Annotated in this window: 20 protein-coding genes; 10 read left to right on the top strand and 10 right to left on the bottom strand. The window is 72.7% G+C overall.

All coding sequences use genetic code 11. The features are described 5' to 3' along the window. Position 1: 1 nt before the first annotated feature. From EIY87_RS11435 to EIY87_RS11425, 3 genes are all read left to right on the top strand, one after another. Positions 2 to 1,147: a nitric oxide synthase oxygenase gene (locus EIY87_RS11435; protein WP_125307716.1), complete on the top strand. Its 1,146-nt coding sequence runs from the start codon at positions 2 to 4 to the stop codon at positions 1,145 to 1,147. Positions 1,148 to 1,251: 104 nt separating this feature from the next. Further along, positions 1,252 to 1,758 (top strand): flavodoxin domain-containing protein, encoded by a 507-nt coding sequence (locus tag EIY87_RS11430; RefSeq protein WP_125307671.1) that lies wholly within the window; start codon positions 1,252 to 1,254, stop codon positions 1,756 to 1,758. 77 nt (positions 1,759 to 1,835) lie between these two features. Further along, positions 1,836 to 3,128, top strand: a complete 1,293-nt coding sequence (locus tag EIY87_RS11425) for an MFS transporter (protein ID WP_125307670.1) — start codon at positions 1,836 to 1,838, stop codon at positions 3,126 to 3,128. Here the strand turns inward: EIY87_RS11425 and EIY87_RS11420 are convergent. The 3 genes from EIY87_RS11420 to EIY87_RS11410 are packed head-to-tail and all read right to left on the bottom strand — an operon-like array spanning position 3,082 to position 5,560. Beyond that, complete coding sequence (locus EIY87_RS11420; protein ID WP_125307669.1) at positions 3,082 to 3,642, bottom strand: STAS domain-containing protein; 561 nt, start codon at positions 3,640 to 3,642, stop codon at positions 3,082 to 3,084. The two genes, EIY87_RS11425 and EIY87_RS11420, sit on opposite strands and share 47 nt — an antisense overlap. 43 nt (positions 3,643 to 3,685) lie before the next feature. After that, positions 3,686 to 4,345: a response regulator transcription factor gene (locus EIY87_RS11415; protein ID WP_125307668.1), complete on the bottom strand. Its 660-nt coding sequence runs from the start codon at positions 4,343 to 4,345 to the stop codon at positions 3,686 to 3,688. Between the two features lie 9 nt (positions 4,346 to 4,354). Beyond that, on the bottom strand, positions 4,355 to 5,560 hold the full coding sequence (locus EIY87_RS11410; RefSeq protein WP_191984052.1) for a sensor histidine kinase: 1,206 nt from the start codon (positions 5,558 to 5,560) through the stop codon (positions 4,355 to 4,357). Between the two features lie 171 nt (positions 5,561 to 5,731). Here EIY87_RS11410 and EIY87_RS11405 point away from each other — a divergent pair, with 171 nt between their 5' ends. After that, positions 5,732 to 6,337 carry an MmpS family transport accessory protein gene (locus tag EIY87_RS11405; protein WP_125307667.1) on the top strand — a complete coding sequence of 202 codons (606 nt, stop codon included), beginning with the start codon at positions 5,732 to 5,734 and terminating at the stop codon, positions 6,335 to 6,337. Positions 6,338 to 6,383: 46 nt separating this feature from the next. Here EIY87_RS11405 and EIY87_RS11400 read toward each other — a convergent pair whose 3' ends face one another. After that, positions 6,384 to 7,868 (bottom strand): sialidase family protein, encoded by a 1,485-nt coding sequence (locus EIY87_RS11400; protein ID WP_125307666.1) that lies wholly within the window; start codon positions 7,866 to 7,868, stop codon positions 6,384 to 6,386. A gap of 200 nt (positions 7,869 to 8,068) precedes the next feature. Here EIY87_RS11400 and EIY87_RS11395 point away from each other — a divergent pair, with 200 nt between their 5' ends. Both EIY87_RS11395 and EIY87_RS11390 read left to right on the top strand, forming a co-directional pair. Then, a complete protein-coding gene (locus EIY87_RS11395) occupies positions 8,069 to 8,827 on the top strand; it encodes a PadR family transcriptional regulator (protein ID WP_125307665.1) in 759 nt (252 codons plus the stop codon). 276 nt (positions 8,828 to 9,103) lie between these two features. Next, positions 9,104 to 10,141, top strand: a complete 1,038-nt coding sequence (locus tag EIY87_RS11390; RefSeq protein WP_125307664.1) for a class I SAM-dependent methyltransferase — start codon at positions 9,104 to 9,106, stop codon at positions 10,139 to 10,141. A 1-nt stretch (position 10,142) separates the two neighbouring features. Here EIY87_RS11390 and EIY87_RS11385 read toward each other — a convergent pair whose 3' ends face one another. The 4 genes from EIY87_RS11385 to EIY87_RS11370 form a co-directional block, all read right to left on the bottom strand. Beyond that, positions 10,143 to 11,462, bottom strand: a complete 1,320-nt coding sequence (locus EIY87_RS11385) for a M14 family zinc carboxypeptidase (protein ID WP_125307663.1) — start codon at positions 11,460 to 11,462, stop codon at positions 10,143 to 10,145. A gap of 184 nt (positions 11,463 to 11,646) precedes the next feature. Then, positions 11,647 to 17,118, bottom strand: coding sequence for an ATP-binding protein (locus EIY87_RS11380; RefSeq protein ID WP_125307662.1), 5,472 nt, complete (start codon positions 17,116 to 17,118; stop codon positions 11,647 to 11,649). A gap of 275 nt (positions 17,119 to 17,393) precedes the next feature. Beyond that, complete coding sequence (locus EIY87_RS11375) at positions 17,394 to 17,633, bottom strand: hypothetical protein (RefSeq protein WP_125307661.1); 240 nt, start codon at positions 17,631 to 17,633, stop codon at positions 17,394 to 17,396. A gap of 406 nt (positions 17,634 to 18,039) precedes the next feature. After that, positions 18,040 to 19,662, bottom strand: a complete 1,623-nt coding sequence (locus EIY87_RS11370) for a DUF6345 domain-containing protein (protein ID WP_125307660.1) — start codon at positions 19,660 to 19,662, stop codon at positions 18,040 to 18,042. Positions 19,663 to 20,010: 348 nt separating this feature from the next. On the opposite strand from EIY87_RS11370, the gene EIY87_RS11365 reads away from it, so the two are divergent. The 3 genes from EIY87_RS11365 (at position 20,011) to EIY87_RS11355 (ending at position 22,824) form a co-directional block, all read left to right on the top strand. After that, entirely contained in the window at positions 20,011 to 20,337 is a 327-nt protein-coding gene (locus EIY87_RS11365) for a hypothetical protein (RefSeq protein WP_125307659.1), read from the top strand. 99 nt (positions 20,338 to 20,436) lie between these two features. Beyond that, positions 20,437 to 21,948 carry a CehA/McbA family metallohydrolase gene (locus tag EIY87_RS11360; RefSeq protein WP_125307658.1) on the top strand — a complete coding sequence of 504 codons (1,512 nt, stop codon included), beginning with the start codon at positions 20,437 to 20,439 and terminating at the stop codon, positions 21,946 to 21,948. An 87-nt stretch (positions 21,949 to 22,035) separates the two neighbouring features. Further along, positions 22,036 to 22,824 (top strand): hypothetical protein, encoded by a 789-nt coding sequence (locus tag EIY87_RS11355; protein ID WP_225439821.1) that lies wholly within the window; start codon positions 22,036 to 22,038, stop codon positions 22,822 to 22,824. 45 nt (positions 22,825 to 22,869) lie between these two features. Here the strand turns inward: EIY87_RS11355 and EIY87_RS11350 are convergent, their stop codons facing one another. Then, positions 22,870 to 24,087, bottom strand: a complete 1,218-nt coding sequence (locus tag EIY87_RS11350) for an MFS transporter (RefSeq protein ID WP_125307657.1) — start codon at positions 24,085 to 24,087, stop codon at positions 22,870 to 22,872. Between the two features lie 81 nt (positions 24,088 to 24,168). Between EIY87_RS11350 and pdxR the strand changes: the two genes are divergently transcribed. Further along, positions 24,169 to 25,572, top strand: coding sequence for a MocR-like pyridoxine biosynthesis transcription factor PdxR (gene pdxR / locus EIY87_RS11345; protein ID WP_125307656.1), 1,404 nt, complete (start codon positions 24,169 to 24,171; stop codon positions 25,570 to 25,572). On the opposite strand, the gene EIY87_RS11340 is transcribed toward pdxR, so the two are convergent. Further along, positions 25,500 to 26,933 carry an MFS transporter gene (locus EIY87_RS11340; RefSeq protein ID WP_125307655.1) on the bottom strand — a complete coding sequence of 478 codons (1,434 nt, stop codon included), beginning with the start codon at positions 26,931 to 26,933 and terminating at the stop codon, positions 25,500 to 25,502. The genes pdxR and EIY87_RS11340 overlap by 73 nt on opposite strands. Positions 26,934 to 27,000 lie beyond the last annotated feature (67 nt).

The following is a 27,000-nucleotide window of genomic DNA, read 5'->3' as shown; positions in this document are numbered from 1 at the left end:
GGTGACGGCAGCGCTGCCGCTTTACCCCCAGCGCGTCTCGGAGGAACAGAGCGTCAATTCCGCGGAAGCGGAAGAATTCCTGGACCGGGTGTACGCCGAAGGTGCCGCGGAAGAAGGCACGCGGTTCGAAACGCGCCTCGCCGAGGTCCGCGCGGAAATCGCCGAAACGGGCACCTACCGCCACACCGCGGCCGAGCTGGCGTACGGCGCGCGCCTCGCGTGGCGCAACTCGGCCCGCTGCATCGGCAGGCTGTACTGGCGCAGCCTCCGCGTCCGCGACCGGCGGCGGGTCACCGACCCCGCGGCGATCGCCGGCGAGTGCGTCGCCCACCTGCGCCAGGCCACCCGAGGCGGGCGGATCCGCCCGACGGTCACCGTCTTCGCGCCGGACGCGCCCGGCAAACCGGGGCCGCGCATCCACAATGAGCAGCTGATCCGCTACGCCGGGTACCGCCTCGACGACGGCTCGGTCCTCGGCGACCCCCGGTACACCGGGTTCACCGAACGGGTGCGAAGACTCGGCTGGCGCCCGCCGGAGCGGCGGGGGTCCTTCGACGTCCTCCCGCTGCTGGTCGAGGCGCTGCCGGGGGAGCCGCGGCTGTTCACGCTGCCGCCGGACGCCGTGCTGGAGGTCCCGCTCACGCACCCCGACCACCGCTGGTTCGCCGGTCTCGGCCTGCGCTGGCACGCGGTGCCGGCGATCAGCGACATGCCGCTGGAGATCGGCGGTGTCACCTACCCCGCGGCGCCGTTCAACGGCTGGTACCTCGGCACCGAGATCGGCGCCCGGAACCTGGCCGACGAGCAGCGCTACGACCTGCTGCCGGTCGTCGCCGAGCTGATGGGCCTGCCGACGTCGTCCGAGCGCACGCTGTGGCGCGACCGGGCGCTGGTCGAGCTGACCCTGGCGGTCCAGCACTCGTTCGACGCCGCCGGCGTGACCATCGCCGACCACCACACGGAGTCGCGGCGGTTCCTGGCCCACCTCGAACGCGAGGAGCGGGCGGGCCGCCGGTGCCCGGCCGACTGGAGCTGGATCGTGCCGCCGGTCTCCGGTGGCCAGACCGCGGTGTTCCACCGCTACTACGACGAGCCCGATCCCGCGCTGCGCCCGGCGTTCTTGCCGCCCGCGAACACGGGCGAGTGAACGAGGGACCCGCGAGCCCACGAAGAGCAACGCAGGTGCGCCCGTATGGCGGATCGTGACCGGCCCGCGCCGCGGTCCGGTCCGCCAGGGCCGACAATGGAACGATGTCCCTGGTCCTCGTCGCCTACGCCGGGCGCCACGGCGGAACCCGGCAGATCGCCGAGGTGATCGCCGCCGAGCTCGGCGGCACCGGCCTGACCGTGGACGTGCGCGACGCCGCCGACGTCGCGGGGGTGGAGGACTACGCCGCGGTCGTCGTCGGCAGTGCCCTGTACTACGGCCGGTGGCGGCCTGAGGCGGTCCGGTTGCTGGAGCGCAACGCCCGGGCGCTGGCCGAGCGCCCGGTCTGGCTGTTCCACAGCGGACCGTGCGGGCCGGACGCCGCCGGGCGGCAGGTCAGCCTGCCGCCGAACGTCGCGCTGCTGGCCGCGCGCATCGACGCCGAGCGCACCGCGACCTTCGGCGGCCGTCTCGACCCGGCGACCGTGCGCGGCATCATCCCGCGCCTGTTCGCGGCCGGGCGGCGCGCCGGCGACTTCCGCGACTGGGACCGGATCAAGGCCTGGGCGCGCGACGTCGGCCGCCGGGTCCGCACCCGCGTCGCGCTCTGACCCTTGCCCGCGCCCGGCGGTGGGTGCTACACCGTGCCTGCGGTCTTCCGGTGAAAAACCGACGGGACGGGGCAAACGTGACGGAACGCCAGGCGGCATCGGCGCCAGCCAAGAAAGCGCTTACATCCGATCAGCGCAACGCCTTCCTCGCGGCGCTGCTCGGCTGGAGCATGGACTCCTTCGACTACTTCCTCGTCGTCTTCGTCCTGGCGGACATCGCCAAGGACAAGTCGTTCGGCGCGACGGCGACGCAGCTGGCCTTCATCACCACCGCCACGCTGGTGATGCGCCCGGTCGGCGCGCTGCTGTTCGGCCTGTGGGCCGACCGGGTCGGACGGCGGATCCCGCTGATGGCCGACGTCCTGCTGTACTCGGTGGCCGGCCTGCTCTGCGCGTTCGCCCCGAACTACACCGTGCTGCTGGTCCTGCGGTTCGTCTACGGCATCGGCATGGGCGGCGAGTGGGGTCTCGGCGCGGCGCTGGCGATGGAGAAGATCCCGGTGGCCCGCCGCGGGTTCTTCTCGGGCCTGCTGCAGGTCGGCTACTCGATCGGCTACCTGCTCGCCGCGCTCGCGTACCTGCTGTTCCACTCGCTGCTCGACCTCGAATGGCGCTGGATCTTCGTGCTGAGCATCTTCCCGGCGCTGATCAGCCTGCTGATCCGGGCCCGCGTGCGCGAGTCGGAGGTCTGGGAGGTCGCGCGGGAGAAGCTGCGGGTCACGCGGACGTCGGTCAAGGACATCCTGCTGAACCCGAAGGTGATCCGCCGCTTCGGCTACCTGATCCTGCTGATGACGGCGTTCAACTGGATGAGCCACGGCACCCAGGACGTCTACCCGAGCTTCCTGAAGGCCCACGAGAACGGCGGCGCCGGGCTCAGCGCCTCGACCAGCACGTGGATCGCCGTGCTGTACAACGTCGGCGCCATCATCGGCGGCCTGACCTTCGGCACGCTGTCCGAACGCCTGGGCCGCCGCCGCACGATCGTCACGGCGGCGGTGCTCGGCCTGCCGGTGATCCCGATCTTCGCGTTCGACCACGGCGCGGGGCTGCTCGCGCTCGGCTCGTTCCTGATGCAGATCATGGTGCAGGGCGCGTGGGGCGTGATCCCGGCGCACCTGACCGAGATGTCGCCGGACGCCATCCGCGGCTTCTACCCGGGGGTGACCTACCAGCTGGGCAACCTGCTGGCCGCGCTGAACCTGCCGATCCAGCAGGCCATCGCGGAGGCGCACGGGTACACCTCGGCGCTCCTGTGGACGGTGGTCCCCGGCCTGGTCGCGGTGGCGGTGCTGACGGCGCTCGGCAAGGAGGCCAAGGGGATCAGGTTCGGTGAGTCGGCGGTGGCCACGGCTCCGGCGGCGAAGTAGCGCCGGCCGCCCGCAGCCGGGTCAGGATCCCGAGCCACTCGAGCGCGTCGGCCACGGTGGGGTGCAGCGGCAGGAGCGGGCCCAGCCGGAGGGTCTCGATCGCCCGGAGCACCACCGCGGGACAGCCGGCGAGGGCGAACGGGATCCCGGCGCGGTGGGCGCGGCCGGCCACCTCGTGCAGCAGCGCGACGCCGCGGGCGGAACAGTGGCGCACCCCGCCCAGGTCGAGGACGAGACCCCGCGGGGCCAGCCCGATCTCTTCGGCGAGCCGGTCGCGCAGCCGGTCGCCGCAGGCCAGGTCGATGTCCCCGGTGACGGCGACGACGGTGGCTTCGGCGGTCGCGGTGAGCACCAGCGACGCGGCGGGCGGCGGTGCCGGCCGGCTCTCGTAGTAGCGGTCCAGCAGCGCGTCGATGTCGAGCTTGGCGGGGTAGGGCACGGAATCGACCTGACGGGCCCACTCCCGCAGCGCCGCGACCAGTGCGCGGTGCCGTTCGTCATCGGGGCGGGTCATGTTCGTTACATCGCTTCCCGGGGCCCCGGTGCAACACCCGGGCTCAGGGTGTGACGAGCCCCGCTTCGTAGGCGAAGATCGTGAGCTGGACGCGGTTGCTGACGTCGAGCTTCGCGAACGTGCGCGTGATGTGCGTTTTCACCGTCGCTTCGCTGACGAACAGCTCCGCCCCGATCTCCGCGTTCGGCTTGCCCCGCGCGACCGCCGTGACGATCTGGCGTTCGCGCTCGCTCAGCAGACCCAGCTTCGCCTGAGCGAGCGCCCGGCGCGGGCTCACGCGCGTCGCGACGAACTGGCCGATCAGCTGTTTCGTCGTGCGCGGTGACAGCATCGCGTCGCCGTTCGCGACCACCCGGACGCCCTCGATGATCTCCTGCGGCGAGCCTTCCTTGAGCAGGAACCCGCTGGCGCCGGCCGCGAGTGCTTCGAAGACGTACTCGTCGAGGTCGAACGTCGTCAGGATCAGCACCCGCGGCGGGCGCGGCTGGGCGAGCACCGCCGCCGTCGCCGCGAGGCCGTCCATCCGGCGCATCCGGATGTCCATCAGGACGACGTCGGGTGCGTGCCGCGCGACCTGCTGCGCCGCTTCGTCGCCGTCACCCGCCTCCGCGACGACGGTGATGTCGGGCGCGCTGCCGAGGATCATGGTCAGGCCGGTGCGGACCAGCGGGTCGTCGTCGACGAGCAGAACGCGGACGCTCACCCGCACATGCTAGGGGGCCGGGGCGGCGGCCGGTGCCCAGGGCAGCCAGGCGCGCAGCGCGAACACCCGCTCGCCGGCCGGCCCGGCCGTGAGCGAGCCGCCCAGCAGGGCGACGCGCTCGCCGACACCGGTGAGCCCGGTGCCCGAACCCGGCGAGGCCACCGGGTGCGGCGGCAGCGCGTTGACGACCTCGAGCACCAGGCCGGGGCCGGGCCCGCCGCGCACGGTCACCTCCGCCGGCGCGCCCGGCGCGTGCCGGAGCACGTTGGTGAGCGCTTCCTGGAGGATCCGGTAGGCGGCCGTGCCGAGCGGGGCCGGGGCCGTCGCGGCCTGGTCGAGCAGGATCGTCACGTTGGCGGTGAGCCCGGCCTGCCGGGCGCCGGCGATCAGGCCGGGGATGTCGGCCAGCGTCGGCTGCGGCGGTTCGGCCGGGCCGCCGGCTTCGCGGCCGGCGAACCCGGGCCCGCGCAGCACGCCGATCACCTGGCGCAGGTCGTCGAGCGACTGCCGGGCGGTGGTCCGCACGGTCTTGGCCGCCGCCGCGGTGTCCGGTGCGGTGGTGGCGGTGACTTCGAGGGCGCCCGCCTGCAGCGAAAGCAGGGACAGCCGGTGCCCGAGGACGTCGTGCATCTCGCGGGCGATGCGGGCCTGCTCCTCGCGGCGCGCCATCTGCTCGCGCAGCGCCTCCTGCTCGGCGATCCGACGGCGTGTCTCGGCCAGGCTGTGCCGCACCACCCCGACGGTGACCGGGACCGCGGTGAACACGAGGGCGGTCAGGACGACGCCGGTCAGCTTGCCCGCCGTCGATCCGGTCGACATCCAGGCCCCGGCGATCGTCACTTCGGAGAAGCGGCTCGCGTCCCGCCACACCGCGAGCGCGGTCGCCGCGGCGACGAGCACCGACGCGCCCCACCGCCGCCACCCGACGTGGTGAGCGGTGAACGCGGCGAGGGCGATCAGCGCGGCCAGCGAATCGCCGGGCAGCAGCAACGGCGGCACGAGCGCGATCCCGGTGACGAGCAGCGGCCACCGGTGCCGCCAGACCAGCATGACGGACGCGCCGATCCCGGCGAACCAGGCGAGCACGCCCAGCACCGTGATCAGCGTGGCCGACGTACCCGGCAGGGCGCTGGCCAAGGCGGCGTAGATCGTGCTGCTCAGCACGCCGGTCGCGACCGCGAGCACGGTGTACACCACCCGAAGCACGGACCCCATGCGGTGAGCCTACGAGGCGCCCGGGGGACGTCCATCAGCTGTTCGGCTTCTCCGGGGCCCGCCGGTTGACGACTTTCGTCGTACCGGGTCGAGGCTCGCGGACGACGCGGCGCCACCCGGGGCGCTGGTTTCCTGCTCGCCGTCAAGCGAAGGCGAAAGGACACGACCCCGATGACCGACTACACCCCGATCCAGCAGCAGTACCCGGCTCCGCAGGCCGCGCCGCCCCGCAACGGCCTCGGCACGGCGGGCTTCGTCCTCGGCCTGGTCGGGCTGGTGTTCTCGCCGATCCCGATCGTCGGCGTGATCGCGTGGCCGCTGGTGGTGCTCGGGCTCGTCCTGTCCGCGGTCGGCCTGGCCAGGGTGCGGGCGGGCAAAGCCACCAACAAGGGGCTCGCGATCGCCGGCATCGTCGTGTCGGTGCTCGGCCTCGTCGTCAGCATCCTGTGGGTGGTGGTGCTGGGCAAGGCGATCGGCGACGTCAACGAGCAGGCGACCCAGCACCACACGATCGTCTACTCGGTGACCGGCGACGCGAAGACCGCGGACGTCGACTACAGCACGTTCGACCAGGCGGGCTCGGTGAAGACCGAAACCGGCGCGACCGTGCCGTGGACGAAGACCGTCGAGGCCACCGGCGTCCTCATCGGCGCGTTCACCGTGAGCACCGGGGAAGCGGGCGGCACGGTGACGTGCAAGGTCGTCGTGGACGGCCAGGAGGTCAAGACGGCGACCGCCTCCGGCGAGTTCGCGCTCGCCAGCTGCTCGGGTTTCTGACGGCGACGGAACGAGGGGACCCGGCCCGGGTCCCCTCTTCCCCGTGTCAGCTGCAGTGCTCGAACTGGCTGTCGTAGGACTGGCCGTCGGCCGCGCCGCCCCACTTCACGCACTTGTCCGCCGCGGCCGCGGAAACCGGGCCGGCGAAGTAGGAGAACGCCCCGGAGTCGGTGACCCGCGCCGAGCCCTGGACCTCCAGGTAGGCCGAGGTCTGCGTGGCCTTCCCGGCGTTGGCGCTCTTCATCGCGCTGACGCAGTTCTTGCCGGTAGCGGCGTTGTAGGACAGGTAGGCCGTGCCCGCCGTGCCGAGCGGTGCCGAATCGATGACGCCGTAACCGAGTCCGCAGGCCGGCGCGCCCAGCGCGGCGTCGGTCACCGTGGCGTAGCGGATCGTGTCGTTCGCGTGGAACTCCGGCCCCGCTTCGAACAGCACGCCGACCGAGGACTGGGACAGCTGCACCATGTCGGAGTACGCCGCGTCCTGGCCCCACACGAGCAGGCTGCCCGCGGTGCCGGTCCAGTTCGCGCCCTCGTCGAAGGACGAGTGCACCCGCAGCTCCTTGCGACGGTCGCAAGTGGACGGTGCGGCGAACACGACCCGGTTGTACTTGCCGCCGGTGTCGGTGGCGCTCATCCGGGCCGTCGAACCCTGGACGGTCGGCGCGACGAGGTCGGTGGCGAAGGCGAACTTGGCGCTGAAGCTCGCGCCGCCGTCGGAGCTGATCGCGAAGGCGCGGTTGCGCGTCCCGCCTTCCAGGCACTTGTTGCCGTCGTTGGCCTGGTTGCGGGCGGCGGCGTACACGCGGCCGTCGAGCAGCTCGGTGACGCTGATTTCCTGCGGGTTGATCGCGCTGGTGGGGGAGTCGGTCGCGCCGCGGTGCCAGGTGCTGCCCTGGTCGTCGCTGTAGACCAGCGCGCCGGTGTTCGTGCCGCTGATGGTCCAGCTGACCCCGGCGACGAGCCGCCCGGCGTGCGCGCCGCGCGTGAGCACGATCCCGTGCGACGGCCCGGTGGCGAGCCAGCCCGGGGGGCTCGCGAACCCGAGTTCGCTGGTCAGCACGCGCGGCGCGCCCCACGTCTTGCCGTTGTCCTCGCTGATCGACACGCGCGGCACGCGGCCGCACGACGGGTTCGTGTAGCACTGCATGGTGGACAGCAGCACGATCCGGTTGCTGCCCGGGATGACGATCGGCGCCGGGTTGCCCTTGGTGTCGCCGTTGGCCTTGATGACGGTCTGCAGCGCGCTCCACGTCTTGCCGCCGTCGGTGGAGCGCTTCATGACGAGGTCGATTTCGCCGAGGTCGTTGCAGAAGCTGGCGCCGCCGTTGCGGCCCTCGGCGAAGGCGAGCAGGTCGCCGTTGTTCGCCTTGACGACGGTGGGGATGCGGTAGCAGTCGTGGCCTTCGGTGTTTTTGTTGAACACCAAGGTGCTGCTGACATCGGCCTGCGCGGTGGCGGTGCCGACGGCGGCCACGGCGGCGCACCCCAGCAGCCCGGCCAGGAGGCCTCTGGCGATCCGGGTGAGGTTCACGGTTTCTCCCTGTTCGTTCTACGTCCTACGTCTCGGCGGTAGCGTCGGCGCGGTCCGTACAAGACCCGTACAACCCGGCGTATAACGAACTATTCATGGCCGGGAGGGAAATTCCTGGTGAACGCGGGTGGGGAGTTGCTGTCGATCGAACGGCGATATATCGTGTGAGTGTCGGCGATAGGGCTACCTGAGGAGAGCGCATGTCAGCGGGAGCGGGACGGATGTTCGGCGGCTTCGGTGGTGGGCACTTCGGGCACGGGCCGGGTGGGCACGGGATGCCGGGGCTGCACGACGTGCCGGGGCACGAGGACTGGGACGGCGGACCGGAGCTGGCGCGCGGGGGCCCGCCGGGCGGGTTCCCGCCGCACCCGCCCCAGCCGCCGCAGCCACCGGGCTTTCCCGGGTTCCCGGGCGGCCCCGGCTCGTTCGGCGGCCCGGGCGGCTGGGGCGGTGGCGGCCCGTGGCAGCGGGTCCGGGAGTTCCGCGGCGGGCGGCCGCCGGCGCGTCCGGTGCGCCCGGCCGTGCTGGCGCTGCTCGCCGAGGAGCCGATGCACGGCTACCAGCTGATGCAGGAGATCCGCCGCCGCACGAACGAGCGGTGGCGCCCGAGTCCCGGCTCGGTGTACCCGATCCTGCAGCAGCTGGAGGACGAAGGCCTGGTCCACACGGTCGAGACGGGCGGCCGCCGCGTCGCCGAGCTGACCGATGCGGGCCGTGAGCACGTCGCCGGGCGGGAGGCGGAGTTCGCCGAGCTGTGGGGCGAGCCCGAGGAGGAGCCGAACGCCGATCGCTTCGCGACGCTGTGGCACGCACTGGGCGAGCTGTCCGGCGCGGCGGCCCAGGTGGGGCACAGCGGCACCGAGGCGCAGGTGGCGGAGGTGAAGAAGATCCTCGCCGACGCCCGGCGCCGGGTCTACGCGGTGCTCGCCGACGCAGGCCTGGAAGACGAAGAAGCCTGACGCCGGGGTCGTGACTGGTAAGTCGGTTAGGGCCAATGGTCATTTGGCTACCTACGGCGCGGGGAGTCGGCGGCGGCCGGGAACGCACCCAATGTGGCGTTCGGTGCGTCAGACGCACCGAACGCCACATTGGGTGCATCCAGACCCGGCACACCGGCCACGGCGGTGAGTTGGCTGGTCCTGCCCCGACTGACGCGCGGGTCGTGAGTGTTCAGTCGGGTTCTAACCCGACTGAACACTCACGACCCGCGGCGCCGGCTCCTAGGCTCACCTCCCATGGAGGAAAAGGACTTCGCGGCGCACCTGACGGCGACCATGACCGGCAGCGCGCTCACCATGCTGATCGGCGTCGGCCACCGCACCGGGCTCTTCGAGGCCGCCGCGCGGGGGCCCGCCACCAGCGCCGGGCTGGCCGAACGCGCCGGGCTGCACGAGCGTTACGTCCGGGAGTGGCTCGGCGCCATGGTCACCGGCGGCATCTTCACCCACGACGCCGGCGAATACGCCTTCCCGCCCGAACACGCGAAGTTCCTGCTCGGGGAAACGGCGTCGAACCTGATGCCGTCCCTGCTCACCCTGAGCGCCTTCACCGGCATCCTCCCCGAGCTGGAACGCGCGTTCGCCGAAGGTGGCGGCGTCCCGCGGGAAGCGTACGGGCCCTACCTCGAGACCCTCGGCGCGAAAACCGGCGACAGCTGGAAGCACATCTACCGCGAACACCTCGTCGACGGCTTCTTCGGCGCGGTGCCCGGCCTGAACGAGCGGCTCACCGCCGGGGTGCGCGTGCTCGACCTCGGCTGCGGCACCGGGAACGCCGTCGCCGTCGCCGCGCGGGCGTTCCCCGCGTCGCGGTTCACCGGGCTCGACATCAACCCCGGTGTCGTCGAGCAGGCCCGGGAACTCGCCCGCGACCTGCCGAACGCCGAGTTCGCCGTCGGGGACGCCGCCGAGCTGGCCGCCGATCCGCCGTACGACGTGATCACCGCGTTCGACGCCGTCCACGACCAGGACCGGCCGGACGTCGTGCTGCGGCGGGTCCGGGAAGCCTTGGCCGGCGACGGCCTGTTCTTCATGGTGGACACGAACTTCTCCAGCGACGTCGCCAAGAACGTCGGCAACCCGCTGGCCGCGCTGTGCTACTCGATCAGCCTGATGTACTGCACGACGACGTCGCTGGCCGAAGGCGGCGCCGCGCTGGGTGCCATGTGGGGCACCGAAAAGGCCCGGGAAATGCTCGCGGACGCGGGGTTCCGGCACGTCGAAGTGCTCGAATCCCCGCGTCCGCAGAACTGCGTTTACGCCTGCCGGCCCTGAACTACTGCTGGTACGGTGCCGCCGCGGCCTTGGCGGCGGTGATCAGCGCGCCCTTGTTCTTCGGCCAGAACGTGCTGTCGACGCAGGTGTACTTCGGCAGGAAGCCGCCGCAGGTGCCGCTCGAGCCGCCGACTTCGAACGTCACGCTGGCGACGCCGAGTTCGCCGTAGGTGAAGTCGTCGGTGGTGCCGGTCGTGTCGTAGCCGACGGTTTCCTCGTTGGTGCCGACGAGGTAGCCGTTGGACGCCGAGTACTTGGCGCCGAGCTTGCGGTACTGCGCGTCGTTCGGCGAGGTGGCCTGGGTGAAGCCCCACGGGATGATGATGTCGTTGCCGTAGCTGTGCAGCGTGATCATCGTGCCCTTGGCGGTGGCCGGCGCGGGGTCGTTGTTCCCGGTGCCGCGCTGGTCCGGGAAGATCGCGCGGGCCAGCTTCTCCAGCGCCTGCACCTCGGGCTCGGACCCCGCGCTCACGCCCTGGTAGGTCTCCGAGCACGCGGAGTTCGAGTCGCCGCCCCACTTGAACGTCGAGTTGCGGTTGAGGTCGACGCCGATGTTCGTGCCGGTGCAGCCGCCGCGGGAGTTGTTCGCGTTCTTGCGCTGCAGCTTGGGTGAGTTCCCGCCGGAGGCGACGATGTCGACGCCGTCGGGGTTGGCGATCGGCACCACCCACACCTCGGTCGTGTCCAAAATGGACTTCGCGGTGGCGTCGGTCGCGTAGCCGTCGGCGAGGTAGTCGATCCAGCGCCAGGCGAGCTCGCCGGTGGACAGCTCGCGCGCGTGGATCTGGGCCATCAGGAAGAACTTCGGCTTCGGCGACGTCGTCGACAGCGTGCAGTCGCCGGCCTGCTTCTTCGTCAGGCAGAGCGCCTGGACGTCGTGGCCGCCCTGGCCCTTGGTCTTCTTCCACGACTGGCCGATCGTGTACTTCGTGGCCAGGTCCGGGTGCGTGGAAGCGACCTGCGCGAGGTGGTTCTCGTGCGCGGTGACCGTCCGGTACCCGCCGTAGTAGGTGTCGGCCGCCAGCGCGTTCCCCTGCGCCGGGAGTTCTTTGTAGACGGTGTCGAAGAACGACGGCCGGAAGCCGCGCGCCCGCAGCTGGTTCGCGACGCCCTGGCCGCCGACGACGTAGACCGCACCGGCGTCGCCTTCCTCGACGTCGAAACCGGCTTCGGTCAGCGCCTGCGCCTGGGCGGCGGTCGCCGGCACGCGCCAGAAGACCGGCGTGTCCGCCGGCTGCGCGGTGGCGGTGCCGCCGAGCAGGGTGGTGAGCAGGACCCCGGTCGCCGCGAGGGCGAGCCGGGACAGGGACCTTGACGCCATCGGGGGAGCTCCTCACGCCGCACGGATGGAGGTCCGGCGGGAACCCTTGGTCACCGCACCGGCACGCACAGTGTGTCGGTGCGGGCAAACCCGGCACACCCCCGAAAGTCGCGAGTCAGGAGATCCGCCCGGCGCGCGGCGGGGCCGCACTTTCACGTGAAAGTGCGGCCCCGTCCGGAACGAGCTACTTCTTCAGGCCGTGCTCGATGGCCTCGATGATCCGCGGCCGCAGCTCGGCCGCCGAGATGATCGCGTCCACCGAGCCGACCTCGACCGCGCGCTGGATGCTGTGGACGCGGTCGAACTCCGCGGCCACTTCGCTGACCTTCTCCGCGCGGACCGACGACTGGAGCTCGGCCAGCTGGGCGTTGAGCGCCGCCCGCTCGGCGCTGCCCGCCGCCGCGGCCCGGGCCTGCAGCTCGGCCACCCGCGGGTCGTTCGCCGTGCGGTTGTTGACTTCGCCGGCGAACACCACCGCGGCCGCCGGGGCGCCGCCCAGCACCGACGCGAACGAACCTTCGAGGGCCAGCACGGTCATGTTCGGGTTGAGCGTCTTGGAGAACACCACGAACGCGCCGCCGTGGTACCGCGAAATCACGGTGAACACGATCGGGCCCTCGAAGTTGACGATCGCCCGGCCGATCTCCGCGCCGTACTCCAGCTGCAGCTTGCGCAGGGACTCCGGCGAGCCGTCGAAGCCCGACAGGTTCGCCAGCACCACCAGCGGCCGGTTGCCCGACGCCGCGTTGATCGCGCGGGCCGTCTTCTTCGACGAGCGCGGGAAGAGCGTGCCCGCGGTGTAGGTGTCCGGGCCGTCGGTGGGCGGGAAGCCGCGGCGGGGCACCGACCGCGACTCGATGCCGATCAGGCAGACCGGCCGGCCGCCGATGTGCACGTCCTGCACCGCCGAGGTTTCCGCGTCCGCCATGCCCGCCCAGCGCTCCAGCACCGGGTGGTCCTGGTCGGACAGCGCGCGCATCACGGTGCGGATGTCGAACGGCTTCTTGCGGTCCGGGTTGTGCTCGGCCGAGAAGATCTCCCCGACGGTCGTGAAGTCGCTGCCGACGACGGCGTGCGGGAACGTCGAGACGTCGCGGCTGACGGGGTCGGTGGTGGCCACCTTCCGCGGCCCGGACTCGCCCGGCGCGATGTAGGTGTGCTCGTAGTGCGCCATCAGGACGTCACGCGCGGCAGGCAGGTTCGGCGCCCAGTACTGCGCCTGGCCGTTCGGGCCCATCACGCGGTCGTAGCCGCCGATGCCGAAGTTGTCCTCGGCCGACACGCCGCCGGAGAAGTCCAGCGCCTGCTTGCCGGTGAGCACCATCGCCGAGTCCGGCGTCATCACCAGGATGCCCTTGGTGTGCATGAGCATCGTCGCTTCGGCGTTCCAGTACGGCTGGGCGCCGACGTTGATGCCGTTGACCACGATGTTGATCTCGCCGCCGTCCTGGGTGAACGTGACGATCCGCTTGAGCGCCGCGGCGACCCAGTCCATGTTCTCGGTGCCCGAGGACATCGAGATCCGCGCGCCCGAGGAGAGGGCGAGCCACTCCAGCGGGACGCGCATCCGCTCGGCCAGGTCGAGCGCCGCGATGACGCGGGAGCACTCCGGCTCCGACAGCGCGCCCAGCGACTTCGTCGGGTCGCCGAGGAGCACGACCCGCGTGACGCCTTCGGGGTGCCGCTCGGTCGGCGTGGTGACGACGCCCGCCACGAGCGCGGCGGTGTTCTTGCCCTTCGGCCGGTCCACCGGGACCAGCGCGCCGGAGGAGTCGAGGTCGTGTTCGGTGAACGTGCCGCCGGGGCCGGCGAGCAGGTCGGTCAGCTCGTACGGGTACACCGTCCCGCGCCGCGCGGCCCGCAGCACCTTCAGGCGGTACTCGTCCAGCGGCTTCACCGGCTCGGTCGACGGGTGGTCGACGTGCAGCCGCGCGCCGTGGCCGGGGTCGAAGGTGATCCGGACGGCGAGCTCGGTCAGCTTGCCCGCGTCGGTGCGCCGCCGCGCCAGGAACTGGACCTCCTCCAGCCCGGCGCCCACCGACGTCGGCAGGATGCGCTGGACCAGCGTGTTCAGCTCGTCGGTGGTGAGCTCGGTCGGCGGCCAGACGTACATCATGATCCGGTTGGTGTCGAACCGCTTGTTCTGCGGCCGCTGCGCCTGGATGTTCCGGATCGCGTCGAGGCAGGCGGTGACGGCGTCCTCGAGCGCGGGCAGCGCGACCAGGCGGCCGTCGGCCTCGCGCAACGGCGTCAGGTCGCGGACCTGGCCCATCGCGATCAGCCGCTCGTCGGCCGGGTTGGTCTTCGCGACGGCCTTGAAGAGGTAGATCTCCTCGTCCGCCGACGGCAGCCGGGTGAGGTCGAACTCGCGCAGGCGCTGCAGCTGCAGGCGCTGCGCGATCTGCGGGTGCAGGCCGCGGATCAGCCGGTCTTCGGCGAAGGCCTCGCCGTCGCGCTCGAAGGTGAAGTGGTGGTGCATCACCGCGCCGCCGGTGCCGGCCACGGTGACGACGACCCGCCGCACGCTCGCGGGCACCGGGTGCTCGGCCAGCAGCTCGCCGAGCCGCGCGGCGGCCGCGTCGACGTCCGGCTGGTCCTCCCAGCGCAGGTACAGGTCGGCGACGGCGCCTTCGGTCGCGACCTCGCCGAGCGCGTCGAGGGCCGCGGGCAGGGCGGGGAAGTCGACGGCGGTGGTGACCAGCGGCAGCACGCCGTCGGCGGTGTCCAGCCGGGCGGTCAGCCACCGGGAGCCGCCGGCGTCGCGCACCGCGACCCCGGACAGCCGCCGGTTGCCGTAGTAGCGGCGGGTCAGCACTTCCAGCAGTGGCGCGTGGTCGCGGCCCGGGCGCCCGATCCGCTGGCCGACCAGCCGGACGAGGGGCTGGGAGCCGGTGATCATCGCCTGGATCCGGTCGGCGCGGTCCGGCGCGTCCGGGTGCTGGTCGAGGTAGCGCAGCTCGGTGCGGACGGCGGCGTACACCTCGGCGCGGTGGCGGCGCAGCAGCGGCTGGGCGAACCAGCGGAACACGACACCGCGGGCGAGGTCGGACACCGCGGGGAAGCGCACCTGCGTGGCCTCGACGAGGTGCTCCAGGGTGAGCCCGGCGCGCTCGCTCAGCGCCTCCGCCGGCGGGGCGCCGGTCAGCCACTGCCGCAGCAGCTCCGAAACGACGGCGACGTCGGCCGCCATCCGCTGCTGCGCCAGGAAGATCCGGAAGACCGCGGCCTCCAGCTCCGGCGTGCGGTCGAGGTCGGTGACGCCGTAGTGGGCGAGCACCTGGCGCAGCCGGGCCTGGAAGCCTTCGGTGACGCCGGCGCGTTCGACGTCGAGGCTCTGCAGGTAGCTGTGGAAGAACTCGCGCGAGCTGTGCACGGCGCTGTTCGCCTCGGTGTCGAGCTCGCCGCCCGGGGTGTTGCGGCTCAGCTCGGACAGGTCGGCGAAGACGGTGAGCAGGTCGAGCTCGCCTTCGACCGGGCGGTTGCCCAGTTCGGTGCGCGCCTCCAGGTAGGCCGCGACGAGCCGCTTGCGCTCGGCCGGGTCGACGTCGAAGCCGAGCAGCAGGCTCTTCAGGTCCTGCAGGCCGCGCTCGACGCGCTCGGCCGCGGAAACGCCGTCGGGCACGGACGGGAGTTCGATCTCGACGGTCTCGGTCTCTTCGGCCGCCTCGTCCTCGGCGCCGTCGGACAGCGGTTCCAGGCGCATCAGCGGGGCGCCGGTCTCGACCTGGCTGCCGACGGACACCGGGCATTCGCGGACGCGGGCGCGGAACGGCGCGCGCAGCACCGTCTCCATCTTCATGCTCTCCAGCACGAGGATCGGCGCGTTCGCCTCGACCTCGTCGCCGACGGACAGCGGCGTCGCGACGACCAGCGCGGGCGCCGGCGAGCGGACGACGCCGCCTTCGTCGCGGCTGACGCGGTGGGTGACGCCGTCGACCTCGACCAGGTGGATCGGGCCGTGGGTGGCCGACACCAGGCGGAACCGGCGCCCGTTGACCCGGATCTGGCCGCTGTGGGCGTCGAAGCGGTCGATCTCGACCTCGGCGTGGTGCACGTCCGACGCGCCCGCCGAGACGCCGACGCGGAAGCGCTTGCGCCCGGCGCGGGCCACGCTGACGCGGTAGCCGACGCCGCGGAGCTTGAGGTCGAGCGGGCGGCCGCTTTCGTGCTGCACCTGCGGGCGGCCGCCGTGCGCGGTCGAGAGCAGGCGCTGGACCGAGATCTCTTCCTCGTCCTGGTAGGCCTCGATGGCGGCCGCGGCGAGCGCGATCGCGGAGTGCCGGTGGGTGACCAGGCGGCCTTCGGCGCGGACGCGGTCGATCCAGCCGGTGTCGGCGCTGGCGTCGATCACCTCGGGCTGGTCGAGCAGTTCGAGCACGAAGCTCTTGTTGGTGGCGCCGCCTTCGATGATGACGGTGGTCTCGGCCATCGCGCGGCGCAGGCGGCCGAGTGCCTCGTCGCGGTCGCGGCCGTAGGCGATGATCTTGGCGATCATCGAGTCGAAGTCGGCCGGGATGGTGTCGCCTTCGCTGACACCGGTGTCGACGCGGATGCCGGGGCCGGCGGGCAGGGCGAGGCGCGCGATGCGGCCGGGGGAGGGCGCGAAGTCGCGGTCGGGGTCTTCGGCGTTGAGGCGGGCTTCGACCGCGTGGCCGAGCTCGGCGGGCTGGGTGCCTTCGAGCTTGCCGCCGCCCGCGACGTGCAGCTGCAGCTTGACCAGGTCGGTGCCGGTGGTGATCTCGGTGATCGGGTGCTCGACCTGCAGGCGGGTGTTGACCTCGAGGAAGGCGAACAGCTTCTCGCCAGGGTGGTACAGGAATTCGACGGTGCACGCGCCGCGGTAGCCGACCTTGACCGCGAGCCGCTCGGCCGACGCCTTCAGCTCGGCGGTCTGCTCCGGCGCGAGGACCGGGGAGGCGGACTCTTCGATGATCTTCTGGTTGCGGCGCTGCACCGAGCAGTCGCGGACGCCGAGCGCCCACGCCGTCTCGCCGTCGGAGATCACCTGGACCTCGACGTGCCGGGCGCCGGTGACCAGGCGCTCCAGGAACACGACGCCGGAGCCGAACGCGCGCAGGGCTTCCTGGCTGGTGCGCTCGTAGGCCTCGGCGAGGTCTTCGGCGGAGGCCACCATGCGGATGCCGCGCCCGCCGCCGCCGGCGGTGGCCTTGAGCATCAGGGGGTAGCCGATCCGGTCGCCGGCTTCCAGCGCGGCTTCGAGGGTCGCGACCTCGCCGCGGCTCCACGGCGCGACCGGCACGCCGACCTCTTCGGCGATCAGCTTCGCGCCGATCTTGTCCCCGAGCTTGCGCATCGCGTCGGCGCTCGGCCCGACGAAGGTGACACCGACCTTTTCGCACAGTTCGGCGAAGGCCGGGTCCTCGGCGACGAAGCCCCAGCCGACCCACGCGGCGTCGGCCTTCGTCTCGACGAGCGCCTGCTCGAGCTTGGCGAGGTCGAGGTAGGGCCGGGCCGAAGCCGGACCGAGGTCGTAGGCCAGGTCGGCCTCACGGACGAACGTGGCGGTGCGGTCCGCGTCGGTGTAGAGGGCCACCGTCTCGATCCGCGTCCCGGTTTCCGCCGACAGGTCCCGGACGGCGTGGATGAGCCGCATCGCGGCCTCTCCGCGGTTGACGATGGCGACACGACTGAACACCGGCTGAGCCTCCCAAGTACCCACGCACAGAAGGCGACGCACCTGTCCTGGAGCGTCGCCTGCACCTGTCTACACCCTGCTGGATTACCGCGGGGTAGACCAATGTCCGCCATGGCGCATGCCAAGGCGGCTGCGTTGTGGGAACCCCACAAAAAGCGACCCGCGCCACACTGCCGGGACCGCGTTTCTCGCGAGGGCTGCCACAAAGCACGGTGCGCAGCCTACGGCGGGTCCGACCCGGAAAACATCCGGATCCGCGAAAGTAGGGGCCCCGGTCAGGAAGCCAGCAGGGCGGCCGGATCGAGGACCTGGCCCAGCTCCCGGCGTTCGGCGTCCGACAACGGAACGGCGGCGACCTCGCACCGCCCGTCCGGCCCCGGCGCGGTGGTGATCGCCAGCACCGGGCGCCCGTCGACCTCGCGCAGCGTCACGCGGCCACCGCACGAGAGGTCGACCGTGACGCCCGGCTGTTCACGGTGCCGGCCCAGCCAGCGGCCGACGAAGTCGAAGGTCATCGCGGTCTCCCCTCGGTACGCGCTCCCCGTGGAAATCAGGTGTCCGTTGTTAATGCCCCGGATACACCCGGTTCACACGTCCGCGTCCCCGCCGGTCTGCGGGCACGTGGTCCCGCCGGGCTGAAGGGGACCTAGTGTCGTGCGTCCGAGGTCCGTTGACAGCGGCCCACCGATGCGCCCCAATGTGGCGTTGGTTGCGTTGGACGCACCGAACGCCACATTGGGTGCGTTGGACGCACCGAACGCCACATTGGGGCGCTCGCCCCGAACGTGGAAGGCAACTTGCGACGCGCGACGCTAGCTCAGCGCGAGCCGGTTCACGCGTCCGCGTCGCCGCCGGTCTGCGGGCAGCGGACGGGCCGGCACCCCCCGACTGGGTGCCGGCCCGTCCCGTCTCGGCGGTGGCTCACCGCAGGGGCGCCTCCAGCACGTACCGCTTCGCCAGGCCCTCGCCGCAGTCCACTTCGACCGTGCGCCGGACGCACGGCGTGCCGTCGTCGCCGCGCAGGGCGTAGCCGACCGCCGTCGAGTCCGGGACCTCGCGGACCTCGGCGGGCACGCGGCCACCCGCCGAGAGGCGGCGCAGCAGGCGCTGCAGCCGCGCGTCCAGTGCTTCGTCCACAGTGGACGGCTCACGGACCGGCTCGCGCGCGGACGGCGGTGCCGCGGGCGCGCCGGCGGTCAGCCGGTCGACCTCGCGGGTCGCGTCGACGATCGTCGTCACGGTGCCGCCGCCGTCGATGCTGACCCGCACTTCGCCGAGGCCGGGCGTGACGACCGGCCGGCCGTCGACCAGCTGCGTGAACACCACGTGGGTCTCGCGCACGCGCGGTTCCGCGATCTCCTCGGGCGTGCCGCCCGCGTGGTACTGGTGGCGCACTTTGTCCGCGACGAGGTCGACGCGGTCGGCCAGGCCGAACGTCTCGACGGCGTCCTGGGCGATCCGGACCGCTTCGGCCGCGCTCGGCGCGTCCCGGCCGCTGCCGTCGGCCTCGGCGAACGTGATCTCGCGAACGCCGCGGTGGTCCACGCTCAGCCGCGGGCCGCCCTGGTCGGCGCCCAGCACGACGCCGTGCGGGCCCATCGCCTCCGGCAGCCCGCCGCCCAGCCGGACGCCGTAGTGCCCGGCCAGCTCACCCAGCTGCGCCGGCGAGAGCCGCCGCGGCGCGAACCGGGCCGTCTGCGCGGCACCGGGCAGCTCCAGGCGGGCCTCGCGGATGCTGCGGGCGGCGTCGTACCACGTCCACCACCACCAGTTCTTCGACGCGGCGGTGGTCCAGAAGGTCCCTTCGTTCCACAGCCGGTCCTGCGCCTCGGCCTGCGTCGCCCCGCACGCGACGGCCGACGGGGCCTGGTGGTGGTCGATGTCCCAGGACGCGTCCAGCCACGCCTTGCTGAACTTGTGGCCGTTGCCGTTCCACTTGTTGAAGAAGTACGCGCCGTAGTTCGGGCTGTCCACGCTGGTGGACTCGAACCCGAAGATCATCCGCAGGCCGAGGTTCGCCGCGTCCCACGTGCGGATCGGGCTGTTGCCGTCGCCGATGCGCAGCGAGAGGCACGTCGAGAAGAACAGGTAGCGGGCGACCTCGTTGCCCAGCCGCATGTCGGCCGAGCTCGCCCAGGCCGAGCCGCCCCAGGTGCCGCCCATCGGCATCCAGAACACGCCGTTGCCGTCCATGGTCCCGTGCCCGGAGTGGTACTCGGCGACGCAGGCGTCGAAGCCGTACGTGCCCTGCCAGTCGTCGTACTGCTCGCCGTAGATCCAGGACAGCACGCCGCCGTCGGTGTACCAGAAGTTCGGCGCGGTGAACTGTTTGACGTAATTGTAGAAACCGCCGGCGTCCTCGTGGGTGTAGGAGAGGTCGGTGATTCCCGGCGGGAAGTCTTCGATCGAGCAGACGCCGTACCGGTTCGCGCCGCGGTCGGCCGCGATCCCGGTCGCGGCGAACGGATCGGCCGAGGTCAGCGTCCGCGCCGCGGCGGGCACCCCCGGTGGTGCCGTGCCGGCGCCGTCCTTCAGCAAAGCCATGGTTCCTCCCCGCGGACCGAACGGATTCGTGCGGTGCGAAGCTACCGCCGAATCCGGTGAAAGCTTTCGGATACATCTTTTTGCCACACCTTCAGCGCAATTTTTTCAGCGCTGCACCGATTCCGTGGGCGATTCCCGCCCGGCGCCGCCACCCGGTCAGCCGGAACCGGCCACAGTGGACAGCCCGGCCCTGCGGTGTCTTGAATGACTCATTCAGGACCTCCGAAGACCTGAATGAGTCATTCAAGACGTCGGCGAAGCCGCCGCCGGGCAGACCGCCGCGACTTTGCCGGGACCCTGGCCCGGAGGGAGGTGCGCGCGGCCGCGCGGTGCGGCCAGGATGGCGGGATGGAACTGGGGCAGCTGGCCGCGTCGGCACGGGACCTGTTCTCCGCGAAGCTCGTCTACGGCGAGCCCGTCGAGCGGGACGGCGTCGTCGTCATCCCGGCCGCGGCGGTGTTCGGCGGCGGGGGCGGTGGTGGCGGCGACACCGGCGCGCTGCCGGTGCGGGAAGGCGCCGGGTTCGGGGTGTTCGCCCGGCCCGCGGGCGCGTTCGTCGTCCGGGGCGGCGGCGTGACGTGGGTGCCGGCGACCGACGTCACGCGGCTGGGGCTGGCCGCCGCCGTCACCGTCGTCGCGCTCGCGAAGATCCTCACCCGGCGCGCCAGGTCCTGACCGGACGCGGGCGTCCCGCGCCGAAAGTTCACCGCCGGTTCTCGTTCGCGTTCGCGTTCGCGGCCTAGCGTCGGGTCGTCTTTCGATGCGGAGGTACGCATGAGTTCTGGGGACCTGAGCCGCCGCGCGCTGCTGCGCGCGAGCGGCGTGGCGGCGGCCGGGGCGGCGATGGGGATGCTGCCCGGCGTCGCGTTCGCCGACCAGCCGGGCGGCGCCGGCAGCCAGACCCGGACCGTCACCGGCACGCTGAAGCCGGACGTCCCGGACTGGTACTACCTGCCCGTCGACGTCCCGCGCGGGGTGCGGCAGATCGACGTCGTCTACTCCTACGACAAGCCCCCGGTCCCGGCCGGCACCCGCGGGAACGCCTGCGACATCGGGATGTTCGGGCCGGAGGGCCACGAACTGGGCAACGCCCGCGGTTTCCGCGGCTGGTCCGGCGGCTTCCGCGACCGGTTCTCGATCAGCGCGTCCGAGGCCACGCCCGGCTACCTCGCCGGTCCGATCAAGCCGGGCCGCTGGCACGTCATCCTCGGCCCGTACACCGTCGCGCCGCAGGGCTTGAACTACCAGGTGGACATCACGCTCACCTTCGGGCCGGACGCCGCGCCGTTCGTCCCGAAGCCCGCGCCGGAGACCGCGCCCGCCCGGGAGCGCGGCCGCGCCTGGTACCGCGGCGACGGCCACCTCCACACCGTCCACTCCGATGGCCGCCGCACGCCGGAGCAGCTGGTCGCCGACGCGCGCGCCGCCGGCCTCGACTTCATCGTCTCGACCGACCACAACACGTCCAGCTCGCAGCTGGTCTGGGGGCAGTACGCCACCGACGACCTGCTGATCCTCAACGGCGAAGAGGTGACGACGCGGTCCGGCCACTGGCCCGCCATCGGCCTGCCCGCGGGCACGTGGATCGACTGGCGTTACCGCGCGGCCGACCCCCAGGACTTCCGCCGGTTCACCGACCAGGTGCACCGCGCGGGCGGCCTGGTCACCGCGGCGCACCCGTTCGCGAACTGCTTCGGCTGCACCTACGAGTTCGCGTACGAGATCGCCGACCTCGTCGAGGTCTGGAACGGCCCGTGGACCCAGGACGACGAAGCCAGCGTCATCCACTGGGACGGCCTGCTGCGCGGTGGCCGGTTCATCCCGGCGATCGGGGACTCCGACGCGCACAACCCGGACCAGCGGGTCGCGCTGCCGCACACGGTCGTGCTCGCCGACCGGCTGCGCCGCAAGGAGCTCCTGGCCGGGCTGAAGGCCGGGCGTTCGTGGCTGGCCGAGTCGGCCGCGGTCCAGCTGGACTTCACGGCGTCCGGCGGCGGCCGGACCGCGGGCATCGGCGACCGGCTGCCGCTCGGCACCGGGGAGCCGGTGACGGTGCGAGCCGTGGTCGGCGGCGTGCCCGGCACGACGGTCACCTTCCTCGACCAGCTCGGCCCGGAGCACACCGAGACGGTCGGCGACGCCGGCGCGGCCACGGTCACCTGGACGACGTACCCGCGGTACTCGCGGTGGGTGCGCGTCGAGGTCCGCCGCCCGTCCGGTGGTCCGAACACGACGGTGCCGAACGCGATGGTGGCGCTGTCGAACCCGATCTTCCTCGGCGCCTGAACCTCCACCCGGCGTGCCGCGTCCTGCTTTTGGCAGACTGGTGCGAACGGGTGAAGGCGAGGCAGGGTGCGCGGGTGTGGCCTGAAGGTGGCGATCTTCCTGGGGGCGGTCGTGGTGCTGACCGCGGGGATCGTCGTGGCGGTGGTGCTGACGCGCAGCCCGGTGCGGACGCCGGGCTGCACGGTGGCGCAGCCGGGGCAGAACGGCTACACGTTCACGCCGGAGCAGATGAACAACGCGGCGACGATCTCGGCCGTCGGCACGAAGCTGGGCCTGCCCCCGCACGCGGCGACCGTCGCGCTGGCCACGGCGTTGCAGGAGTCGAAGCTGCGCAACCTCGAGGGCGGTGACCGCGACTCGGTCGGGCTGTTCCAGCAGCGGCCCAGCCAGGGCTGGGGCACGGTGGCGCAGCTGCGCGACCCCGTCTACGCGGCGACGGCGTTCTACGAGAAGCTCGACAAGCTGCCCGGCTGGGAGACGCTGCCGATCACCGAGGCCGCCCAGGAGATCCAGCGGTCGGGGGTGCCGGACGCCTACGCCCAGTGGGAGTCGCAGGCCCGCGCGATGGCGGCGGCGTTCACCGGCCAGTTCCCGGCCACGCTGACCTGCCGCAACCTGACCCTCGCGGCCCCGGCCGACCTCGCCGCGACGGCCACCGCGGAGCTGGGCACGGCGAAGCTGAGCGGTGCCCACCCGGCCGCGCAGGGCTGGACGTACGCGAGCTGGCTGGTCGGCCGGGCGGAGGCGCTGGGCGTGGACAAGGTGAGCTTCGCCGGCCAGACGTGGACGGCGGAGTCCGGCGCCTGGACCCAGGACTCCGCCGCCGGCACGGACCTCTCCCTGCACCAGGCCCCGCCACCCCAGCCCAGCGAGTAGCCGTCACTTTCGTAGGGAAAGTGATGTGGAGGGGCACACTCCGGATCACTTTCGTAGGGAAAGTGCGGCCTTTGGCCGGACCGGGCGCGTGGCCTCGGCCCAGCGGGCCGCCGGGCCCATCGCCCAGCCCGCGGCGAGGAAGAGCGCGCCCAGCAGCAGCCAGCCCGGCAGGCCCCAGCCGATCACCACGGTGGACAGCAGCACCGGCCCGATCGCGCGAGCCACCGACACCCCCGTGCCGAAGAAGCCCTGGTACTGGCCCTGCTGGTCGGGCGGCGCCAGCGCGAAGCCGATCTCCCACGAGCCCGCCGACTGCAGCATCTCGCCGGCCACCTGCACCAGCGCCCCCACGACCAGCACCGCGAACGCGATCCACGGCGACGTCCCCGACGCCGACACCGCGAAGGCCACGCAAGAGGCCAGCAGCAGTACCCCGGACCGGCGGACCATCCGCGCCGCCGAGCCGATGCTCGCCAGCCGACCGGCCACCCGGACCTGCAGCAGCACCACCACGACGGTGTTGAGCACGAACAGCGCGGACACCGTCCAGCCCGGCGCGGCCGTGCGTTCGACGATCCACAGCGGAATCGCGACGCTCAGCAACGGCATACGCAGCAACAGGATCGCGTTGAGCAGCGTCACCAGCGCGTACGGGCGGTCGCGCAGCACGGCCAGCTTCGGCTCGCCGGTGCGCGGCGCCGACGGGGCCACGGCGGGCAGCGCGAGCAGGAGTCCCGCGGTGACCGCGAAACACGCGGCGTCGAGCACGAAGACCGTCAGGTACGCCGACGCTGTGTCGGCCGACAGCGCGAGCCCGCCCAGGCCGGCGCCGACGGCGAGCCCGGCGTTGCCCGCGGACTGCAGCCGTGCCCGGATGCGCGTCCGGCGTTCGGGGTCGGCGAGCGCGGCCAGCAGGGCCTGGCGGGCGGCGGCCAGGCCGGTCTGGCAGCTGCCGTAGAGGCAGGCGGCGAGCACGAACAGCACCGGCGAGCGGACCAGCAGGAACGTCAGGATCGACGCGCCGGTGGCCAGCGCCAGGAGCACGGCCGAGCCGCGCGCGCCGTGCCGGTCGGCGAGGTGCCCGAGCGGGACGCCGGCGACCGAGCCGACCGCCCAGCCGAGGGTGAGGCCGAGCCCGACCTGCGCCGGGGTCAGGCCGGCGATCCGGGTGAAGAACAGCACCGAGCACGTCAGGAACGCGCCGTCGCCGAGCGAGCCGGCCAGCTGGGCGGCGGCGAGCAACCGGTCCGGGGTCTTCGTCATGGAACTGACGGTAGAGCGAGCTTTGGCTCGATCCCAGATCCAATTATGACCTCGTGCGTTGGGCCAATGTAGGGTCGGGCGATGGACTTCCACGTCAGCCTGGCCGGGCGTGGCGACCTCAGCGTCCGGATCTACCGCCAGCTGCGCGACGCCGTCCTCGACGGCAGGCTGCGGGCGGGGGAGCGGCTCCCGCCGACCCGCGAACTGGCCCGGCGGCTGGCCGTCTCCCGCAACACCGTCGCGGTGGCCTACGACCGCCTCACCGCCGACGGCTTCCTGACCGGCCGCGTCGGCGCCGGGACATACGTGTCCGATTCGCTGCCGGCACCTCGACGTCGTTCGGCACCCTCGGCGGCGGGACCGCGCCCGAAGCCGGTCTGGCGCGCGCTGCCGCCCGCGGTCGCCGCCTTCGCCGAGGCGCCGCGGTTCGACTTCCGCGTCGGCATCCCCGACGCCGGGCTGTTCCCGCTCGAAACGTGGCGGCGCTTCCTGGCGCGCGAACTCCGGGCCGGCGTCGCCCACTACGCCGACCCAGGAGGCCACCCGGCCCTGCGCTCGGCGATCGCCCGGCACGCGGGCGTTTCGCGTTCGGTGCGCGCGGCGGCGGACGACGTCCTCGTCACCCAAGGCGCGCAGCAGGCATTGGACCTGCTGTGCCGCGTGCTGCTGTCGCCGGGCGACCGCGTCGCCGTCGAAGAGCCCGGCTACCGGCTGGCGAAGCTGCTGTTCGCCTCGCACGGCGCCGAAGTCGTCGGCGTGCCGGTGGACGGCGAGGGCCTCGACGTCTCGGCGCTGCCGCCGCGCACGAAGCTGGTGTACGTGACGCCGTCCCACCAGTTCCCGCTCGGCACCCCGATGTCCCTGCCCCGCCGCGCGGCCCTGCTGGCGTGGGCGTCGCGCGCGGACGCGCTCGTGGTCGAGGACGACTACGACAGCGAGTTCCGGTTTTCGGACCGGCCGCTGGAGCCGTTGCAGAGCCTGGACCGCGACGGGCGGGTGGCGTACGTGGGGTCGTTCTCGAAGACGCTGCTCCCGATGCTGCGCCTGGGTTTCCTGGTGGCACCGGCGTCGCTGCGGGAAGCGTTGTGCCACGCTCGGCAGCTTTCGGACTGGCACGGCGACCTGGCCGCGCAGGCGGCGCTGGCCCGGTTCGTCGACGAGGGCTTGTTCGCGCGGCACCTGCGGCGGGCGACGAAGGTGTACGCGGAACGGCACGAGCGCCTGGTGTCCACTTTGGACCGCCGGTTCGCGGACCGCCTGCGGGTGGTCCCGTCGGCGGCGGGCCTGCACCTGTGCGCGCTGGCGGACACCGACCTGGAGCCGATCGCCGCCCGCGCGTCCGCCGCGGGGGTGGCGGTGCAGACGCTTTCCGATCTGTGCGGCGGTTTTCCGCAACCCGGGTTGGTGCTCGGTTACGGCTCGATCCCGGTGGAGAGGATCGACGACGGGCTCGCGGCACTGGACGGGGCTTGGGGCTCCGCGTAGTGGTCCGTGCGCCGCCGTGCCGCGATCAGCAGGCCGCCCGCGCCGGTCGCCGCCGCCGTCGCGACCACCACCAGCCACCCGTGCCGGAAGTCCGCCAGGTCCGGTGTCCCGGCGAACACCGCCACCAGCACCGCCGTCCCCAGTACCGTGCCGACCTGCCGCAGCGTCGTGACCATCGACGACCCCGCACCCCACCTCGACGGCGGCAGGACCGTGCCCACCACGCCCGACAGGCTCGGCAGGATCAACCCCACGCCCACACCCGTCAGCAGCTGGCCGGGCAGCATCGACGCCGCGTAGTCCGGGGTCGCGTCCATGCGCAGCACCCAGATCAGCGCCCCCGCGCCGAACGACACCGCGCCGAGGGCGACCACCGGGCCCGGGCCGAAGCGGTGGACGAAGCGGCCGCCGAGGATGGACACCGGGACCACCATCAGCGGGCCCGGGGCCAGTGACAGGCCCGCGACCAGGATCGAGTCGTGCCAGATCGAGGTCAGGAACAGCACGTTGCCGAACAGCATCGCCGCGAAGCCGGCCGCGAACACGCCCGTCGTCGCGCACGCCAGCCACAGCGTCGGGACGCGCAGGGCGGGCAGGTCCAGCACCGGCACGGCGTGGCGCGCCGAACGCCACGGGACCCACGCCAGTGCGAGCGCCGCCACCGCGAACGCCGTCAGGACGCCGGCCGACCCCCAGCCGTCGTCCGGGGCGGTGACCAGCGCGTAGGCGAGGGCGCCCACGCCCACCAGCAGGCCGGCCGCGCCGAGCAGGTCCGGGACGCCGGTCGAGGTGTCGCGCGACTCACGCAGCACCCGCGGGCCCGCCAGCAGCGTCAGGGCGCAGATCGGCAGGTTCACCAGGAACACCCAGCGCCAGGACGCCTCGACGAGCAGGCCGCCGACCGGCGGGCCGAGCGCCGCGGCCGCCGCGCCCACCGACGCCCAGACACCCACCGCCAGCGGCCGCCGGTGCGGCGGGAACGCCGTCAGCAGCAGCGCCAGCGACGTCGGCATCACGAGCGCCGCGCCGACCGCCTGCACCGCGCGGAACAGGACGAGCACCGGGATCGACGGCGCCGCCGCGCAGGCGGCCGAGGCCAGCGTGAACACCGCGACCCCGGCGAGGAACAGCCGCTTGCGGCCGTAGCGGTCGGCCAGCCGCCCGGCCGGGGCGAGGCACGCGGCGAACAGCACCGTGTAGCCGTTGAGCACCCACGACAACGTCGCCAGGTCGTCGCCGGGGAACGCGGCCCGGATGCCGGGGAAGGCGATGGTGACGATGAACGTGTCGAGGCTGGCGAGGAACGCCGCCGTCGAGACGACCAGCAGCACGAGGCCGGGCTTCGGCGCGGTGTCGGTCATGTCCCTCCTAGGTTCGAAAAAGCAACCTAGCCGGAGAACGTGAGTTTCAACAAGAGACTGACCTGTT

It is taken from the genome of Amycolatopsis eburnea (assembly GCF_003937945.1).
In the GTDB taxonomy this organism is placed as follows: Bacteria; Actinomycetota; Actinomycetes; order Mycobacteriales; family Pseudonocardiaceae; genus Amycolatopsis; species Amycolatopsis eburnea.
The sequence above is the reverse complement of the archived record's forward strand: the minus strand, read 5'-3'. Positions and strand labels throughout refer to the sequence as shown.